The organism is Proteus alimentorum (assembly GCF_002607735.1).
In the GTDB taxonomy this organism is placed as follows: Bacteria; Pseudomonadota; Gammaproteobacteria; order Enterobacterales; family Enterobacteriaceae; genus Proteus; species Proteus alimentorum.
In genome coordinates, this window is the sequence record NZ_NBVR01000031.1 from 395,254 (window position 1) to 413,482 (window position 18,229).

Below are 18,229 nucleotides of genomic sequence, written 5' to 3' on the forward strand. Positions count from 1 at the left end.
GGTAAATCACCCTCTTCTTTTGCGCGATTAATCCCTGATGATTTAATCAAACAGGGATTTGTTCTATAATGGCGCCAAATTTTTTTAACAGCACACAACAGGAACACTCCCTCCTGTTGTTTTTATGTGACAAGGTGAACGTTTATGGGATTTAAATGTGGTATCGTCGGTCTGCCTAACGTAGGGAAATCTACACTGTTTAATGCCTTAACTAAGGCAGGTATTGAGGCAGCCAACTTCCCATTCTGTACTATCGAACCAAACACAGGTGTTGTGCCAATGCCTGATCCTCGCTTAGATAAATTAGCTGAAATTGTTAAACCACAGCGTATTTTACCTACCACAATGGAATTCGTTGATATCGCGGGTTTAGTCAAAGGCGCCTCTAAAGGTGAAGGTTTAGGTAACCAATTCCTAACCAATATTCGTGAAACGGAAGCCATTGGCCATGTGGTTCGTTGTTTTGAAAATGACAATATCATTCATGTTGCTGGTAAAGTCGATCCTGCTGAAGATATCGAGACCATCAACACTGAATTAGCACTTTCTGACTTGGATACCTGTGAACGTGCAATGCACCGTAATCAGAAAAAAGCCAAAGGTGGCGATAAAGTTGCTAAAGCAGAAATGGAAGTATTAGAAAAATGCTTACCGCATTTAGAAAATGCAGGTATGTTGCGTGCTTTAGATTTAACTGAAGAAGAAAAAGCGACTATTCGTTATTTAAGCTTCTTAACGTTAAAACCAACAATGTATATTGCAAACGTTAATGAAGATGGTTTTGAGAATAACCCTTATCTTGAAACCGTTCGTAAAATTGCCGAAGCGGAAGGCTCTGTGGTTGTGCCTGTTTGTGCCGCTATCGAAGCAGATATTGCTGAGTTAGAAGATGCTGAGCGTGAAGAGTTTATGCAAGATTTAGGCATTGAAGAGCCCGGTTTAAACCGTGTTATTCGTGCAGGTTACGCATTACTGAACTTACAAACTTACTTCACGGCTGGCGTTAAAGAAGTACGTGCATGGACAATCCCTGTAGGTGCCACAGCACCACAAGCCGCAGGTAAAATCCACACTGACTTTGAAAAAGGCTTTATCCGTGCACAAACTATCGCTTATAACGATTTCATCACTTACGGCGGTGAACAAGGCGCGAAAGAAGCGGGCAAAATGCGTGCAGAAGGTAAAGAATATATCGTTCAAGATGGCGATGTAATGAACTTCTTGTTTAATGTGTAAGCCTACACTCTAGTCTCATACTGTTTCACAAAGTATCATTTTATAAAAAAACAGCATAAAATTCATTGCATTAACTGGGTTTTATGCTTTTTTTATGTCTCATTCAGTTTCATAAAAGCCTATAATTTAACCCATTCTTAATTAATCCTTTGATTTATGGATGGTTATTATTTTATTGAACCTAGCCACCGCTTGTACTCTAAATAATTCGAAGTGCAGCTAGGCGACAAATAAATGAGTCGCTAGAAGCATACATAAGTATGTGACTAGTGCGAATAAACGTAGTCAACAACGCTACAACTTGAAGTATCACGAGTATAAAATGAATAGATATGATGTATCTAATAGCGAAGGAAAATTTGCTGAAGGCTCTGATAAAGAAGTAGTACATGTGGAATTAATTCTGATACATCCGTTTAGAGAAGGAAATGGGCGCTTATCGCGCTTACTTGCTGATGTGATGGCGGTACAAGCTGGATTTCAACCGTTAGACTACGAAAGTTGGACTCAACACCCCGAGCAGTACATCGCAGCAATCCACGCAGGGCTAAACCTTAACTATGAACCCATGAAATATTGGGTTAATGAAGCCTTAAAAGCGAACTAGAGCGCGAGTTTTAAATGCCCAAACTTCTCACGTTTCGCTTTCATCTCTTCTTCAAGACGGCGAGACTCTTGCCCTGTTTCAATCGCTGTAGAGGTTGCTACCGAACGAATAAGCTGGATACGAGTTGGTCTTGTTACTTGAATTAATTCATTTTTTTTCATGATAGTCTCACTTCAAACAGGTATTAGTGCATTTTATCATCGTTGTTTTATATGGCAACATAGATCACTTTTCTAGTTAAAAATTTTACAGCATAAGGTTGTTCCATTTCCGTCTGCTTTGATTAATTGAACTCACAGCACCAAACTGCCTATCAGATTATGTTAACCCTATACAATAGATTAGTGTTTTATACTGATGTAGTTTTACTTTGATAATCTTATATGTACTATTTTATTAGGCACCTTGTTCTAAATGAGTACAAATATAAAAAATAAAAACATTAAAAATCAATTAAATAACAGATCAATTAAGGTTTAAGGTTTAAGGTTTAATGTGTAAACTTATCGTTTAGTTTTACATTATCTTATTAAGTATCCAGTCTCGCTAAAAAACACAAAGTACATGAAATTATATGGGCTTTGTGTTTTTTACTCTCTTAGGTTAAGTGTCAAAAGAATAAAGGAACCAATATGCTCATAAATTGCGAGGCTTTCTAACACCTGTATTATCGTCGGAATATCTTTTATTTATTATTTATGATAGGCCTTAACAAATCACTGTATAATTCCGCAAGCACCCCATTGTTTGTAAACTCTTTTTTGATCCACTGTGTTACTAACCCTGAGGCTGAATGTTGTATCGCCAGCAACATATTCGAATCTTGTCTTGTGTTTTGAATTTTTTTTGTTACTAACACACCGTTTTTTACATGATCTTTCACCATATAATCAGGCAAAAAACCAATCCCCTCACCTAGAATTTGACACTGACATTTAGTATTAAAATCGGGAACTTGAATCGCTTCTTGTCCATGTAATAACCAGCCTACTCGTTTATTAATAGTATGCGCCGTGTCTTCAACCATAATATTCGGATATAAACGTAATTGGCTTTCAGCGAGAGGTTCTGGCATTAATGCTAATGGGTGTGTTGAAGCGATGGCAAATTCCCAGCGGATAGCACCAATTTCCGTATAATCTATGCCGCCGCCATCCATTAATGTACCCGGAGCCCCAATCGCAATATCGGAATGATTGTTAATAATTGAATCCCAAACCCCATTATAAACTTCTGTCTTTACGGTAATTTGGCAGGTTGCAAATTGTTTTTTTAAAATTTGTAATAACTTCGCGGTATGATATGGCGTATAAAGTAATTGGTTAATACAAATACGCACTCTGGCTTCAATACCTTGCTCAATGGAATAAATTCCTTTTTTAATCAAGTGAAAATTATTTACTAAATCCGTGGCTTTTCGGTAAAAATAATACCCCGCTTCAGTCAGTTCAATATTACGGGTATCTCGAATAAAAAGGGCAACATCTAAATAAGTTTCAATACGTTTGATGGTATAACTCACCGCCGATGTTGTGATACCTAACTCTTCAGCAGCTTTACTAAAACTTGCAAATTTGGCCGCTGTAATATAGGTCAGTAAATTTTCTTCGGTAAAAATCGAATTCATTATCCCCCCGCTACATTCGAAAAAAGAATCCCATTAAATCTTTAGCAAAAACTATTTAATAATCTTAAATTTTAACCCTTTATCATTATATGACACACTAAAAGCATGATACATCAAGCTTATTAATGACAGACTCTTTATAGCATGTAAAAAAATAAGGCTCCAAGATAAAAACAAAAAATTTATTTAATTTTATTGAGTTAAGCTTACAACAATGTATTAAAACTTTTATTTCTCTTTTAAATTATAAGAATTTAACAATTATAAAACATTTAATTTGAGGCCTATCACAGATTTGATTAAATCCCAATTGCATTAGTGAATTGACAAAAACAATTCAAATAAACAGACTAAAAAACAAACAAAACGCATCAAAAAAAGACAAAAAATCATGCTCTCACGCACAAAAATGACGCATTATGCAATTTAATTCAATAATAGATAGACTAATTGATGAATTAAATTTAAGTGGATTCTATTTATTAATACGAGTTGTTATGATTTATCCATTATAAATAATCTTTAACTTGTCTTTATCTATTTGGTTATGGTGAATAACATTTCAAATAACCAATACAGGAGAATATCATGACAACAAACACATTAGCGCAAGACTTTTTGAATGCAGCAGAACAAGGGCAATTAGAAATACTAAAAAACTGTCTTGAAAAAGGTGTCGATATTAATATTACCAATCGACAAGGTCGTACCGCTATTGTCAATGCCAGTTTAAACAAACACTATGACTGTGTTTCTTTTCTTATTAATGCAGGAGCAGATATTAATAAACAAGATCAAACCTGCTTTAATCCTTTTTTATTAAGCTGCCTGAATAATGACTTAACATTACTTCGCCTTGTATTACCTGCAAATCCTAATTTAGATTTATTAACCCGTTTTGGTGGTGTGGGTATTACACCTGCTAGTGAAAAAGGTCATGTTGAAATTGTCCGTGAGTTATTAGAAAAAACAGAGATTAATGTCAATCATACTAATTTTGTCGGCTGGACCCCTTTACTTGAAGCTATCGTATTAAATGATGGAGGAGAGAAACAGCAACAAATCGTTAAACTGTTATTAGAACATGGTGCTAATCCTCATATGACAGATAAATACGGTAAAAAACCCTTAGAGCTGGCAAAAGAAAAAGGCTATACCGAAATAGCTAATTTACTGATTGCAGCAGGTGCATAAATCAATATAAGCAAGGAGATTTGTGAATAAACACACATCTCATCGGCAAATACTATATGGATTAACGGCTGATACACACTTTCTTGAACTTTTGCATCAGCCTTCGTTATCAGGAACAATAAAACAAGTATTCAATAAAGCAATTAATTTTTCGATTAATAATACACTTTATACGTTGCTTTGTTCCCAATTAGATAACGCCCCAAATAGTTGTCGAATAATAAATAAATCATTTTCATCTTTAAATATAAAAGAAAATGATTTGGTTAGGATTACTAATAATGAAATGTATATTGGAGAAAATTATTTAATCTCATTTCCACTGTGTAAAAAATGGCAAAAGAAAAACATTAAATTTCATCAGAAAAAATTAAATAGTCATGATTATTTGTTATTTTTAAATTCACAGATAGATAAACTTGATCTTATTTTGAAAGATAACACGCATTCTCTTTTTAATTATCGAGGAGATAATTTTTTTTATCTCCAAGTTTCAAATAAGTTAAATACATTACGTTCTGAATTAATAAATTCATTAATTAATCAAGAACATGAAAGCTTAAAAAAGATTATTCATCAATTTGTTGGATTAGGTATTGGGCTAACGCCCTCAGGCGATGATTACTTAGTGGGGTTAATGGCTTTTTTATTATTGGAACAACACCCTATTCATTCTCTTTCTCCCTTTTTTTATCACGGGATTATGCAAAGTACGATGAATACGACCCCTATTAGCGCCATCACCTTGGAAAAGGCTTTAGAACAAGAATATCGCGAAAATATGTATCAACTCATACAGAGTTTAGTTGATGCACAAGAGACAAATATTTATTCACACGTTTTAGCTATTTTAAATATCGGGTCAAGTTCAGGCAGCGACATGTTATTTGGTATTCGTGATGCCTTGTTCATTACCCATTATTTCGGAGAAAGAGATGTCAATTAAAGTTGTCATAAAAAAGAACACTTATTTTGATTCAGTTTCACTGATGTCGATTTCAACAAAAGCAAACCAACTTGATAATGTTGAACAAGCTTTCGTTGCAATGGCAACTGAAATGAATAAAGGCGTATTAAAAAATTTAGGCTTATTAAACGCTGAATTAGAAGACGCTAAAAATGGCGATTTAATGATTGTCATAAAAGGTGCAAGTGATGAAGCAAATGAAATCACACTTGCTGCGATTGAAGCACTTTTTGTCAAGAAAAATCAAAATAGTGGACAACACGAAGCAAAATACGCCACGATTAATTCCGCTAAAAGTCATATTCCAGAAGCAAACTTAGCCGTCATTTCTGTCAATGGTCAATTTGCGGCTCGAGAGGCACGCATTGCATTAGAAAATGATCTCAACGTTATGCTGTTTTCTGACAACGTGTCCATTGAAGATGAATTATCACTGAAACAATTAGCCAGTCAAAAAGGCCTGCTCATGATGGGGCCTGACTGCGGAACGGCCATCATCAATGGTACAGCACTCTGTTTTGGTAATAGTGTACGCCAAGGCAATATTGGTATTATTGGTGCGTCAGGCACTGGTAGCCAAGAACTGAGTGTGCGTATTCATGAGTTTGGTGCGGGTGTTTCTCAGCTTATTGGCACTGGTGGACGTGATCTGAGTGAAAAAATTGGCGGCATCATGATGATTGATGCTCTCAAAATGCTGGATGCTGATGATAATACAAAAGTCATCGTGTTAATTTCTAAGCCACCAGCAGCCATGGTTGCGAAAAAAGTGTTAGAACAAGCCGAAAAATGCCATAAGCCGGTTGTAGTTTGTTTCTTAGGTAGCCAACCGCTTCCAGAAGATAAATCTGGACTTATCTTTGCTCAAGGCACCAAAGAAGCAGCCTTAAAAGCCGTTCTGTTAACGGGTATTCGCCAAGAAGACTTAGACTTACATCCTCTTAATCTCCCTTTGATTGATGAAGTCAGAGCCCTCCTCAAACCAGAACAAAAATATATTCGTGGTTTATTCTGTGGTGGCACACTCTGCGATGAGGCAATGTTTAGTGCGCTTGAAAAGTACGATGATGTTTATAGTAACATTCAACCTAATCCTGATTTCCGCTTAAAAGATCTCAATAAAAGCATTGCTCATACTTTCCTCGATTTTGGTGATGATGACTTTACCAATGGTAAACCACACCCAATGATCGACCCCACAAATCGCATTGAACGCTTACTGCAAGAAGCTCGTGATCCAGAAGTTGGCGTCATTATGATGGATTTTATCTTAGGTTTTGGCTCTCACGAAGATCCGGTTGGTGTCATGATTGATGCCATTAAAGAAGCTAAAAATATCGCTCAACAAGACGGTCGTGAACTCGTGATCTTAGGTTACGTTTTAGGTACTGACCAAGATACTCCTTCTATGGATGCCCAAGTCAAAATGCTCACTGATGCTGGAGTCATTTGGGCGAGTAGTAGTACCAATACTGGTTTACTGGGTCGTGAATTTGTCTGGAAAGGAGAAAAAGCATAATGACTTCATTATTTAAACAACCTTTAAATGCCATCAATATTGGTATTGAAATGTTCAGTGATGATCTGAAAAAACAGCATGTTCCAGTGACTCATTTAAATTGGACGCCTCCTGGCCAAGGCAATATTGCGGTGATCAATGCCCTTGATAGCATTGAATCTAATGCGGCATTACAAGAAAAAATTAACGTTGCTAATGCGCAAGCATTGGAACGTATTATTAAATCACAGCCTGTTCTCGTTGGATATGACCAAGCGATTAATGTCGTACCAAGAATGACCAAAAACACCATTTTACACGCTGGCCCACCAGTTGAGTGGAAAGACATGTGTGGCGCAATGAAAGGCGCGGTAACAGGTGCATTGGTTTTCGAAGGTCTGGCAAAAGATTTAGTCGATGCTGAACGCGTTGCTGCATCCGGTGAAATTATATTCTCACCCTGTCACGAACATGACTGTGTTGGCTCAATGGCGGGGGTGACGTCTGCCTCTATGTTTATGCATATTGTTGAAAATAAAACGTATGGCAACCGTGCCTTCACCAATCTTAGCGAGCAGATGGCAAAAATTTTGCGTATGGGTGCCAATGACCAAAGTGTTATCGATCGCTTAAATTGGATGCGTGATGTGCTCGGCCCAATGCTACGTGATGCAATGAAAATTGTCGGTGAAATCGACCTACGCTTAATGTTAGCCCAAGCATTACATATGGGTGATGAGTGTCATAACCGAAACAATGCAGGAACAACGTTGCTGATTCAAGCGTTAACAACCGGCATTATTCAAACTTCGTTTTCAGTTGCACAACAAAAAGAAGTATTTGATTTTGTTGCAAGCAGTGACTATTTCTCAGGCCCAACATGGATGGCAATGTGTAAAGCCTCTATGGATGCAGCCCACGGTATTGAATACAGCACCGTTGTCACAACAATGGCGCGCAATGGCTACGAATTTGGATTACGTATCAGTGGATTACCAGGACAATGGTTTACCGGTCCTTCACAACGCGTTATCGGTCCTATGTTTGCAGGCTATAAGCCAGAAGATTCAGGTTTAGATATTGGTGACTCGGCGATTACGGAAACCTATGGTATTGGTGGTTTTGCAATGGCGACCGCACCTGCCATCGTGGCATTAGTCGGCGGCACCGTAGAGGAAGCCGTGGATTTTTCACGCCAAATGCGAGAAATCACATTAGGTGAAAATCCCAATGTGACCATCCCTTTACTTGGTTTTATGGGTATTCCAACAGCCATCGATATTACTAAAGTAGCGGCTAGCGGTATTCTTCCCGTAATAAATACCGCTATCGCACATAAAGATGCCGGTATAGGTATGATTGGTGCAGGTATTGTTCATCCCCCGTTTGATTGCTTTGAAAAAGCAATGTTGTCTTACGCTAAGAAATATGCCTAGTCTCCACTAAGCAAAAGCAATGCCCGGCTAAAGTCGGGCAATAAAAATAATGCAACATATTCCCTAAACATTGCACATTTAAATATGATGGGGATAGGAGTATGAAGATGAGTCTACTGAGTATTAAATGGAAACGCGGTGACTTGGCCGCCTATTTTGGCTTAATGACCAATAACCTTACCAATCTACTAACAATGATGGGGTTACTGATTTTTGTTGTCGGCATTCCCTCTGAAATGGTTTATGGTCGTATTGCCCCTGCGTTTGGTTTTGCTGTTTTATTAGCCAGTGTCAGTTATGCCTATTTTGGTCAGCAGATGATCAAACAAACGGGTCGCCAAGATGTCACCGCATTACCTTCCGGCCCTAGTGCACCATCTATATTCACCGTTACTTTCTTAGTTATCATGCCCGTTTACCAGACGACACAGAATGCTGAATTTGCTATTCAAATCGCATTAGTCTGGTGTTTTGTTGAGGCGATGATCCTTGTGGGCGGTTCTTTCCTCGGTGAAACTATCCGTAAGATGATCCCTCGTACAGTGCTTTTATCCTGTCTATCAGGTCTTGGCTTACTGTTACTTGCAATGAACCCAATGCTACAAGCTTTTGAAGCGCCTACGGTTTCATTTATCGTTTTACTGTTAATTTTCATCAACTGGTTTGGTAAAAAACCCATTTTTGCACGTATACCGACGGGTTTATTATTATTAATTGCAGGATCTGTATTAGCTTGGGTTTCTGGCCTACAAAGCCCAGAAGCCATCAAAACATCCATGGAATCATTTGGTTTTAATCCTCCTGGTATTCATATTGATAGTTTCTTTAATGGTTTACCTCATGCTTTACCTTATTTAGCTTCTGCGGTGCCATTAGGGTTAGCTAACTATATCTTTGACTTAGAAAATATCGAAAGTGCTCACGCAGCGGGTGATGAATACAATACGCGCAAGGTCATGTTAGCTAACGGTTTATCATCAACGGTTGGAGTAATATTAGGTAATCCATTCCCTGTCACTGTTTATGTAGGTCATGCGGGTTGGAAAGCGATGGGCGCGAGTATTGGATACACATTAGCATCAGGTATCACCATGTTTATTGTCCCGCTATTTGGTATTGGGGCATTTATGTTGGCCGTTATTCCAATGACCGCAATTGTCCCTATTCTTGTCTTTATCGGTGTTGTTACCGCTAATCAGGTTGTACGAGAAACCCCTAAAGTTGAAGTCCCTGTTATCTTTATTTGTTTATTCCCGTGGATCGCAAACTGGGCATTAACCATGGTGAACAGTGTGATCAGTGCAGCAGGAACATCAGCAAGCGCAATTGGTATTGAAACACTGTTGCATAAAGGCGTTTATTACCAAGGTCTTGTTCACTTAGGAAATGGCGCACCGTTAGCAAGTATGTTATGGGGTTGTATTGCCATCTTCGCAATCTTAGACAAACCATTACGTGGTGCTGTTGCCGCAGCAGTAGGTGCAATACTGGTATTCTTTGGTATCATCCATTCTCCTGCGGTGGGTATTGCCACTGGTACTACATTAATGTTTGTTTATGCTTACTTGATGATGGCCGCTTTATTTGTGCTAAAACACTTCTTAGATAGCCGTCAATCCCTAGAAAAACAACATATCGAGAAAGCAGAGAAACTCAGCAAATCCTCTCATTAATATCGTCCTTTAATAGTGGGTGTATAAACGATATACACCCACTCTATTCTAAAATGCATAATGCCAAATATCAGGATACGAAAATCATGAAAGAACTCGTGGTGGTTGCCATTGGTGGCAACAGCATTATTAAAGATAACAACAGTCAATCTATTGCCGATCAAGAAAAAGCCGTTCAAGAAGTCGCTCAACATGTTTGTGACATGCTTGAAGGCAATTACGATATCGTGTTAACGCATGGAAATGGCCCACAAGTCGGCTTAGACCTACGCCGTTCAGAAATCGCTCACGCCGAAGAAGGATTACCGCTGACACCGCTAGCAAACTGTGTTGCCGATACACAAGGCGGAATTGGTTATTTAATCCAGCAATCACTCAATAATGTCTTACTCAAACGCCACAATCGCCAAGCAATTACGCTCATCACACAAGTTGAGGTTGATGTAAATGATCCTAAGTTTAATTCACCAGCTAAACCTATTGGCGCGTTTTTCACAAAAGAGCAAGTAGATACTTTACAAAAAACGAATCCTAATTGGCATTTTATAGAAGATTCAGGCCGAGGTTATCGCCGTGTGGTGGCATCTCCTGATCCTAAGCATATCATTGAATCTAAAGCTATTAAGACATTAATCCAACACAATTATGTTGTTATTGCTGCAGGTGGCGGAGGGATCCCCGTTATCAAGAAGGGTGAAGATGGCTATAAAAGTGTTGATGCCGTTATTGATAAAGATTTATCCACAACTTTACTGGCAAAAGAGCTTAACGCAGACATTTTAATTATTACGACTGGCGTGGAAAAAGTGTGCATTAATTTTGGCAAACCTAATCAAGAAGCGTTGGGTGAGACATCTATCAAAGACATACAACGTTATATGAAAGAGGGTCACTTTCCTGCTGGCAGTATGTTGCCCAAAATTGAAGCCAGCCTCTCATTTATCGCGAATGGAGGGAAACGTGTGATTATCACAACGCCTGAAAAACTCCCTGCTGCATTACGTGGAGAAACAGGTACACACATCATTAGAGACTAACCTTTTCTGATTTCGACATAAAAATATCCGCTGAAATTACACACTTTATCCTAAGGAATTTCGATGAAAACAGAACAAAAATTAGGTAGAAGAGCGTTTCTTTCCTCTGGTGCAAAAGTCGCCACGGCATGTACGTTGTTTGGTGCAATGCCTAGCGTTGCCATGTTGGATCAACAAGACAAAATGCTTTCAAGTATCAAAAGTATAACGGATAGCCATTATTATCTGGATAACGTCCTTCTCGAAATAGGTTTTGAATATCATAATGCAACCGTTGTTGGCACTAAAACCGCATTGCAGACTATTGAAATTAATAATGGAAAAATCGTTAGCATTCTTCCTAATAACGCCCCTTCAGCATCCTCTTTAAACCGTTACAGCGCACAAGGCAAATTAATGTTGCCTGCATTTCGTGATATGCATATCCATTTAGATAAAACATTTTATGGCGGTGCATGGCAAGCACCTACCTCCAGAGAAGGTAAAACCATTGTGGATATGATTGCGCTTGAGCAAAAAATGTTACCTGAGTTACAACCTTATACTCAAGAAAGAGCACATGCGCTGATCAATTTAATTCAATCTCATGGCTCTACAGTTGCACGTAGTCACTGCAATATTGAACCTGTGTCTGGGTTGAAAAACTTAGAAGCCTTGCAAAAAGTACTTGATGAGAGAAAACATGATTTTACCTGTGAAATTGTGGCGTTTCCTCAGCATGGATTATTACGCTCAAACTCAGAAGCATTAATGAGAGAAGCAATGCAAGCGGGTGCTCATTATGTTGGGGGATTAGATCCGACTAATGTTGATCATGCGATGGAAAGATCTCTCGATAGCATGTTCCAAATCGCACTAGATCATAATAAAGGTGTAGATATTCATCTTCATGAAACCACACCTGCTGGACTAGCCGCTATTAACTATATGATTAAAACGATTGACGAGAATCGCAGCTTACGAGGCAAAGTCACAATCAGCCATGCTTTTGCGTTAGCAACGCTCTCTCCTGAACAAGCCGATAACATCGCAAAACAGCTTGCAGAACAACAAATCACTATTGCGTCAACTGTGCCCATTGGCACATTACACATGCCATTGAAAATACTTCATCAAAATGGGGTTTTTGTCATGACAGGTACTGATAGCGTGATTGATCACTGGTCGCCCTTTGGTCTTGGTGATATGTTAGAAAAAGCAAATTTATATGCCCAACTTTATACTCGCCCTGATGAATTAGCCCTTTCGCGCTCGCTCGCTATTGCGACAGGAAATGTTTTACCGCTTGATGAAAAAGGCAAACAAACATGGCCCAATCAAGGTGATGATGCCAGTTTTGTTCTAGTTAATGCCTCGTGTTCTGCTGAAGCTGTTGCACGTATTTCATCAAAACAGGCCGCCTTCCATAAAGGCTACTTAGCCTACGGATCTGTTCAAAAACAGTGATAAACATTGCGATTGAACTCGCTTTCCAATAGAAAACACCCCAATGGTATAAATAACGATTGGGGTGATATTATGTGTTTTATTCAATACTATAAATATATTCCGCACTCCAGAGATATTCCTCAGCCATATCTGGGCAATTGCCTTTTAAATAACTTTCTATATTTTTTTCTTTCTGTCCAACAGGAATACTTATTACATAATCAGATAAATTTAAAATATTTTTATTATCAACATAAATTCCAAAACTATTAGGTAAATCATTTGATTTAACAGTTAAGGTCATTTTGAGATTTTCATTTGCATATCCAATAAAACCGACAGTAATAGGAATTGGGGCTTCAATACTCTCATTGGGAAGGCAGGTTTTTAAATCAATTAATGGTGGCGCTTTAATATAAGGACTCGCCGTACTTGAGGCCGTTAGTTTTAATATAGTATATGTAATTTCACTGGGGCGAAACTCCTCAGGCTCAGTCTGTTTCGTCGTGGCAGTGCAATATAACTCCCATTTATCTTCATCAAAACTAATGATATTACTGAAATAAGCTAATGCCTTAGCTGTTCCTGCCCCAGGGTAGAAATTTATTGCAGTATAACTTGCATTAACTCTTAAACGCCCATCATTAAATGTTTCTTGATATAAATATACGTCATTATCAAAAGCATTTTTCATTTCCTGAAAACTGCCCCAACATGAGGAGCGCACACCTCCAGAAGTCCCCTTATCATTGACATAATCAACATCAAATCTAAAAGGCGTCCTTCTACCATTTTGTGTGAGCTCTTTCAAATATTCTTCTCTAATTTCTTTTAAAGTCCAATTTGTGTCCGCATAGAGAAGATGTGGGAATATAAGCACAATAAAACCAATGACTTTATACAATTTCATTCACCTTTGTATTAATTGTTTCATTACATAGGTTCAATGGTGATGGTAATTTGCCCATTTACGTCACCTACTGGCATGATCTCGGTTGAAGCAACCTGTGGCACAACCATTATTGTTGTCGTTTTACCATCTTGGGTGCTATTTCTTGTTATACTGCTTGAAGTGGACGATAAATCGAGATATTGATCATCAATCCGCAAACAATAACGCATAAAATCAGCATCTGTCTTAATACAAGAATCATCGGCTTCATTTATTTTAAACGTATATTTATATTTATCCGTTCCTGAACAAGTGGCAACTAAATTAAAATCTTTAGCGTAATTATCTAAATAATCACCCGTTAGTTTATTATTAAATTCAGAACTTGGGATATTATCTAAAGTTACTGTATTAGGTGAATCAAAAGTACAACCAGCGACTACCGTTGCCTTTATTTTAACAATTGCATTTGCACTCTCTGCAATCGCTAAATGAAAACTCATTCCGAATAAAACCGTTATTATCATGATTGAATTAAGTGATTTTTTGTTAATTAAATTCATATTAAGCCCTTCAACTAAAATAATTGTTTAAAATAAATAAATGTTATTTTGTAAAACTATTGGCAATTGACTTCAAATCTAACTAATGATTGTTCATTTGCATTTTCAGGTAATGTATATATTGCATGGCACTGGCTTTTTTCATCATCCCCCCATTTAGCAATCAACTTACCTGATAAATTTAGACCCGATAAATACACCAGCCCATCATCATTAACCATTGATTGTTGTTCACCTACTGAAACTAAGGTACCAAAAGGGAGATTTTTTCCATTTCGAACAATATGAACAAGTGCTCGTGCCCCATGATGTGTAACAAAATTAGCTTTGACAAAAGCACCACGAGTAGGCACCGTCGTAATCACACCATTTTCAATTTCGGTTTTTTCATCTAACCGGCTACCATCCAATGTAATTCGATTTAAACGATAAGGCGTTGCATAAGGTTTTACGGTATAACCCGACCAATCAGTTCTTACACCGCTAGTATGCTCGACAGGTATATCACTAGCACCAGGCGCAGCAATAATAATATTAGTCTCACCAAGAGGCTGACTAAAAATGACACCGTCAGAATGTAAAGTCACACCACCTGAAATTCCTGTTGAGACTTTGCGATAATCCTTACCGTAACCATAACCTACCTGTGTATTCCCGTAGCTACCTTGGTAAGCAATATTCAAGTTACCATCATTCCCATTCTCTGAAGAATAACCTTGAGCAATATTCCAATTAAGGTTTTGTTGTGGAAAAAAGCTTCCATTTAAGCTGGCTTGCTGAATAAATTCGCCTTGACTATTACGATTTGCACTATAAGAGGCATACATTACTGGCGCATCTTGAGGTAACCATTTTTGCAAAGGCAAAGAAAGCGTTAAAAATATATTCTGTTCTGTTGTTTTAGTTTCATACTGATCACTGCTTTTATTTACCCCGTAAGATAATGTGTAATTAATACCAGAAATCTGACTGCTCAACCCTGTTTGTACAGATATGGTATTTCCTCTTTTTCCCCAGAAACTTTGTCTTGAGCCGGTTAGGTAAATAGAACCAACACCTTCTATTTTTTGAGAAATATTAGCCTGTAATCTTTCACGTTTATTATCGTAAAGATTAAAATAATCCGTATTATTCGTTTTAATCTCACCTTGATTATCTAAAATTTCATTTTGTGATAACCACCCAGTCATTCGATTCAATGATGCTTCTTGAAAAGTATAGTAACCTTTCGTTGAATACCGATATCCGGTTAATTGAAGATTAGTCCCTGTTTCGGGAAACGAACGCGCATATAAAAATCGCAATGATTGTCCTTGATGAGCACTCCCGTCACTGAGTTTGCTATTCGCATGAGTGATATCACTAGAAATTGCGCCCCAAGAACCTAAATTAAATCCAGCCCCTACAGATGTTGCAAAATAATTGGTTGAATACTGCATACCACTATAAAGCGTTGTTAGTGAATTTACTCCCCAAGTCATTGTTGCTTCAGCAAATTTCTTTGCGTCGTAGTTATTATTATTTGAACGAAGCTCACCCGTTGTTAGGCTATAATGGATCCGACCTTCTCGTAACAGAACAGGAACCGTGGCATAAGGCACTGTAAATGATTGAATATCACCATTAGCTTCAATAATACTCACATGCAAATCGCCACCTGAACTCATCGCGTTCAAATCAGAAATTTCAAATGCTCCTGAAGCAATATTGGCCTGATAAATTAAATAGTTATTTTGCCGAATTTCAATGGTTGCATTGCTATTAGCAATACCTCGAATAACGGGTGAAAATCCTTGTTGGCTTGTTGGATACATACTTTCATCTGTACTTACTTGCATGCCCCGAAAAAATAGCGAATCAAAAATTGCATTATTCGTAGCACTATCCCCCAGAATTAATTGACTATGCCAAAGATTAATACCACGTTCTATATAACTATTGAGATACTGCCAGCGACTTTCTTTGTTATGCTTATTTTTATGACTCGTCCAAGTGCGATTATCTCGATATCGCCAAGATCCTAAATTGATCCCACTTCTCAAGTTCAAATAAATGCTTTTATTAAAATCATATTTATAGTGATTATCCGCTATACCTACTATATAACTCGTAAATAATGTATTAACTCCATTTTCCCATTGCGACATAGGAATTTCATCTTTGGCTCTATTTTTCAATGCTATTTGAGGAATACTGATATTTAATTTCATTTTAGAAAAATCAAATTCAGTATATGCGTTAGGAATTAACTGAACAATGTTTACACACTGTTCATTATCTAATAGTGTTTGCTGAGTGTTATCAAGATCAATACCTAATTCAATTAGATCATTTTTAGTTAGAAGTGGAATTAATCCTGTTTCATCATTAGATGATGTGGGTAAGTGAGTTCCTTTTCCATAACAATCCTGTTCTTTAAAGAAAGTAATATTTCTTCTATATTTAACATCCCCATTTAAATAAACGTCAACATGATAGTTTCCTGGTAATTGTGAACCTTTATTTTCAAAAATACTGAGATCAGCAAGATGTTCTGCATCAATAGATATTAACGAAGGAGGAAAATAGTAACTTCCCCCCTCTTTTGCATGACTGTTTTCTATTAACAAAACACCAATGAACAAGCATAGAAGCCCCAAATGGTTATTTCTTATTTTTTTATCTTTCTTTGTTAAAATAAACATAGAAACTTCCTTTCCATCTAAAATAATAGATGCTCTATTTTAAAGTAGCGGGCATTAAAGGTGTTATTCCACCAAAATCATTAATTGAGGAAAATTTAAGTCTTTTAAGATCAAAACCAATGGGTGTATTAATTTCAACATCACTAAACGGGGCTATCATCATTGATGGTAACTCTTTTTCATCTGAATAAAGGTCAGTCAATGTCATATAATAAGGAGAGTCGTTAAATACTTTAATTTCTCGTTCTCCTATTTTTTCAAATTGAATCAGTTTAATTGCCTCTCTAGGTGTGATTTTTAATCCTTTAGGACGGACAAAAAGTTTAATTCGTGTTACTGCCGATAAAATAAGCGCATTTTTATCAGATAATTCATTTCGGTCAATGGAAGGAATTGCTTTTACATTAAAATAGAATAAAGATTCTCTATCAATAGGCAAATTGTTACCTGCATAAACTAAACGTATCGTGTTTTCATTTTTAGGTGCGCTCGTAAATAATGGTGGTGTAGAAATAAAGTCGCTGACTTTATTTCCTTGAGCATCCTCAATCCATGTTTGAACAAGAAATGCTGATATATCTGAGGTGTTACGAATATTTGTAGTAATTTGTTTATTTTCTTGTGGATAAATAATTCGTGTACTATCTAATGTAATTCCACCAGCAAAACAGAATGAAGATAAAAAAAAAGAAAATAGTACAAATAACCACTTATAAGAATAATTACCTTTATAAAATAAAGACATAAATACCCCAAAATAAATTGTGCACACCCGCAAAAACACGGGTGTCCATATAAAAAATATTATTGATAAGTAATGGTGAAATCAGCAGAAGCGTTAGCAGATCCCGCAGAGACTTCATCAGCTAATGCAATATATTGTGCCTGAAAACGTAAAGTGCTATTGCCTTCATTTAATTGAACAATATCTGTTGGTTTTGAACCATCGACATTAACTAATTTATTATTTTGTAAAATTTGAATACCAACGCCATTAGCCGTTGTTTCTCCACTTTGAGATGCAATTGGAGCCAGTGTTTTTTCTTCATCAGGAACCGTAATACCTGTAAAGGTTAAAGAAACATTTTTGAATGTTTCAACGGCACATCCCGTTAATTTAATATTAAAACCCACAGGAGAAGAAACAGATGATTTACCTGTAAATGCATCTTGACGATATTGTCCTAAATTAACAGTTTGTGAAGCATCATCATTATCGACAACACAAGGTGTATTAACAATAGTACCAGTGAAATTAACAACTCCGCCGCCAACAGTAACGGGAATTAATTCTTCTTGAACTGGATTTTCATCAGCAAATATACTTTGAGATAAAAGTAAAGAGATTGGTAATGTAATAGCAATTAACTTGAGTCTCATAATATTA

General features: G+C 37.1%; 15 protein-coding genes and 1 pseudogene. 9 read left to right on the forward strand and 7 right to left on the reverse strand.

Annotation, left to right across the window (positions count from 1 at the left end):
• Positions 1-144 precede the first annotated feature (144 nt).
• A complete protein-coding gene (ychF, locus tag B6258_RS12360; protein ID WP_069369044.1) occupies positions 145-1,236 on the forward strand; it encodes a redox-regulated ATPase YchF in 1,092 nt (363 codons plus the stop codon).
• A gap of 385 nt (positions 1,237-1,621) precedes the next feature.
• Positions 1,622-1,843, forward strand: a pseudogene (locus tag B6258_RS12365) (Fic family protein); the annotation flags it as partial.
• Here B6258_RS12365 and B6258_RS18080 read toward each other — a convergent pair.
• Both B6258_RS18080 and B6258_RS12370 read right to left on the reverse strand, forming a co-directional pair.
• On the reverse strand, positions 1,840-2,004 hold the full coding sequence (locus B6258_RS18080; RefSeq protein WP_164996168.1) for a hypothetical protein: 165 nt from the start codon (positions 2,002-2,004) through the stop codon (positions 1,840-1,842). The pseudogene B6258_RS12365 and the gene B6258_RS18080 overlap by 4 nt on opposite strands.
• A 524-nt stretch (positions 2,005-2,528) precedes the next feature.
• The gene (locus B6258_RS12370) at positions 2,529-3,470 is read right to left on the reverse strand and encodes a LysR substrate-binding domain-containing protein (RefSeq protein ID WP_099075503.1); all 942 of its coding nucleotides are present in this window, start codon (positions 3,468-3,470) and stop codon (positions 2,529-2,531) included.
• A gap of 588 nt (positions 3,471-4,058) precedes the next feature.
• Here B6258_RS12370 and B6258_RS12375 point away from each other — a divergent pair.
• From B6258_RS12375 to B6258_RS12405, 7 genes are all read left to right on the forward strand, one after another.
• Positions 4,059-4,664 carry an ankyrin repeat domain-containing protein gene (locus B6258_RS12375; protein WP_099075504.1) on the forward strand — a complete coding sequence of 202 codons (606 nt, stop codon included), beginning with the start codon at positions 4,059-4,061 and terminating at the stop codon, positions 4,662-4,664.
• A gap of 22 nt (positions 4,665-4,686) precedes the next feature.
• Positions 4,687-5,610, forward strand: a complete 924-nt coding sequence (locus B6258_RS12380; RefSeq protein ID WP_099075505.1) for an oxamate carbamoyltransferase subunit AllH family protein — start codon at positions 4,687-4,689, stop codon at positions 5,608-5,610.
• A complete protein-coding gene (gene fdrA / locus B6258_RS12385) occupies positions 5,600-7,150 on the forward strand; it encodes an acyl-CoA synthetase FdrA (protein WP_099075506.1) in 1,551 nt (516 codons plus the stop codon). The genes B6258_RS12380 and fdrA overlap by 11 nt, the downstream gene beginning before the upstream one ends.
• Positions 7,150-8,565, forward strand: coding sequence for a YlbE family protein (locus B6258_RS12390; RefSeq protein WP_099075507.1), 1,416 nt, complete (start codon positions 7,150-7,152; stop codon positions 8,563-8,565). The genes fdrA and B6258_RS12390 overlap by 1 nt, the downstream gene beginning before the upstream one ends.
• Positions 8,566-8,672: 107 nt before the next feature.
• Positions 8,673-10,238, forward strand: coding sequence for a permease family protein (locus tag B6258_RS12395; RefSeq protein ID WP_099075508.1), 1,566 nt, complete (start codon positions 8,673-8,675; stop codon positions 10,236-10,238).
• 86 nt (positions 10,239-10,324) lie between these two features.
• Positions 10,325-11,275 (forward strand): carbamate kinase family protein, encoded by a 951-nt coding sequence (locus B6258_RS12400; protein ID WP_099075509.1) that lies wholly within the window; start codon positions 10,325-10,327, stop codon positions 11,273-11,275.
• Positions 11,276-11,338: 63 nt separating this feature from the next.
• Positions 11,339-12,721 (forward strand): amidohydrolase family protein, encoded by a 1,383-nt coding sequence (locus B6258_RS12405; RefSeq protein WP_099075510.1) that lies wholly within the window; start codon positions 11,339-11,341, stop codon positions 12,719-12,721.
• Positions 12,722-12,800: 79 nt separating this feature from the next.
• Here the strand turns inward: B6258_RS12405 and B6258_RS12410 are convergent, their stop codons facing one another.
• The 5 genes from B6258_RS12410 to B6258_RS12430 form a co-directional block, all read right to left on the reverse strand.
• Positions 12,801-13,607: a hypothetical protein gene (locus B6258_RS12410; protein ID WP_240531578.1), complete on the reverse strand. Its 807-nt coding sequence runs from the start codon at positions 13,605-13,607 to the stop codon at positions 12,801-12,803.
• Positions 13,608-13,636: 29 nt separating this feature from the next.
• A complete protein-coding gene (locus tag B6258_RS12415; protein WP_240531579.1) occupies positions 13,637-14,098 on the reverse strand; it encodes a fimbrial protein in 462 nt (153 codons plus the stop codon).
• Positions 14,099-14,214: 116 nt separating this feature from the next.
• Positions 14,215-16,842 (reverse strand): fimbria/pilus outer membrane usher protein, encoded by a 2,628-nt coding sequence (locus B6258_RS12420; protein ID WP_099075512.1) that lies wholly within the window; start codon positions 16,840-16,842, stop codon positions 14,215-14,217.
• Between the two features lie 34 nt (positions 16,843-16,876).
• Entirely contained in the window at positions 16,877-17,587 is a 711-nt protein-coding gene (locus B6258_RS12425; protein WP_099075513.1) for a fimbria/pilus periplasmic chaperone, read from the reverse strand.
• A gap of 59 nt (positions 17,588-17,646) precedes the next feature.
• Complete coding sequence (locus B6258_RS12430) at positions 17,647-18,222, reverse strand: fimbrial protein (RefSeq protein WP_099075705.1); 576 nt, start codon at positions 18,220-18,222, stop codon at positions 17,647-17,649.
• Positions 18,223-18,229: the final 7 nt, after the last annotated feature.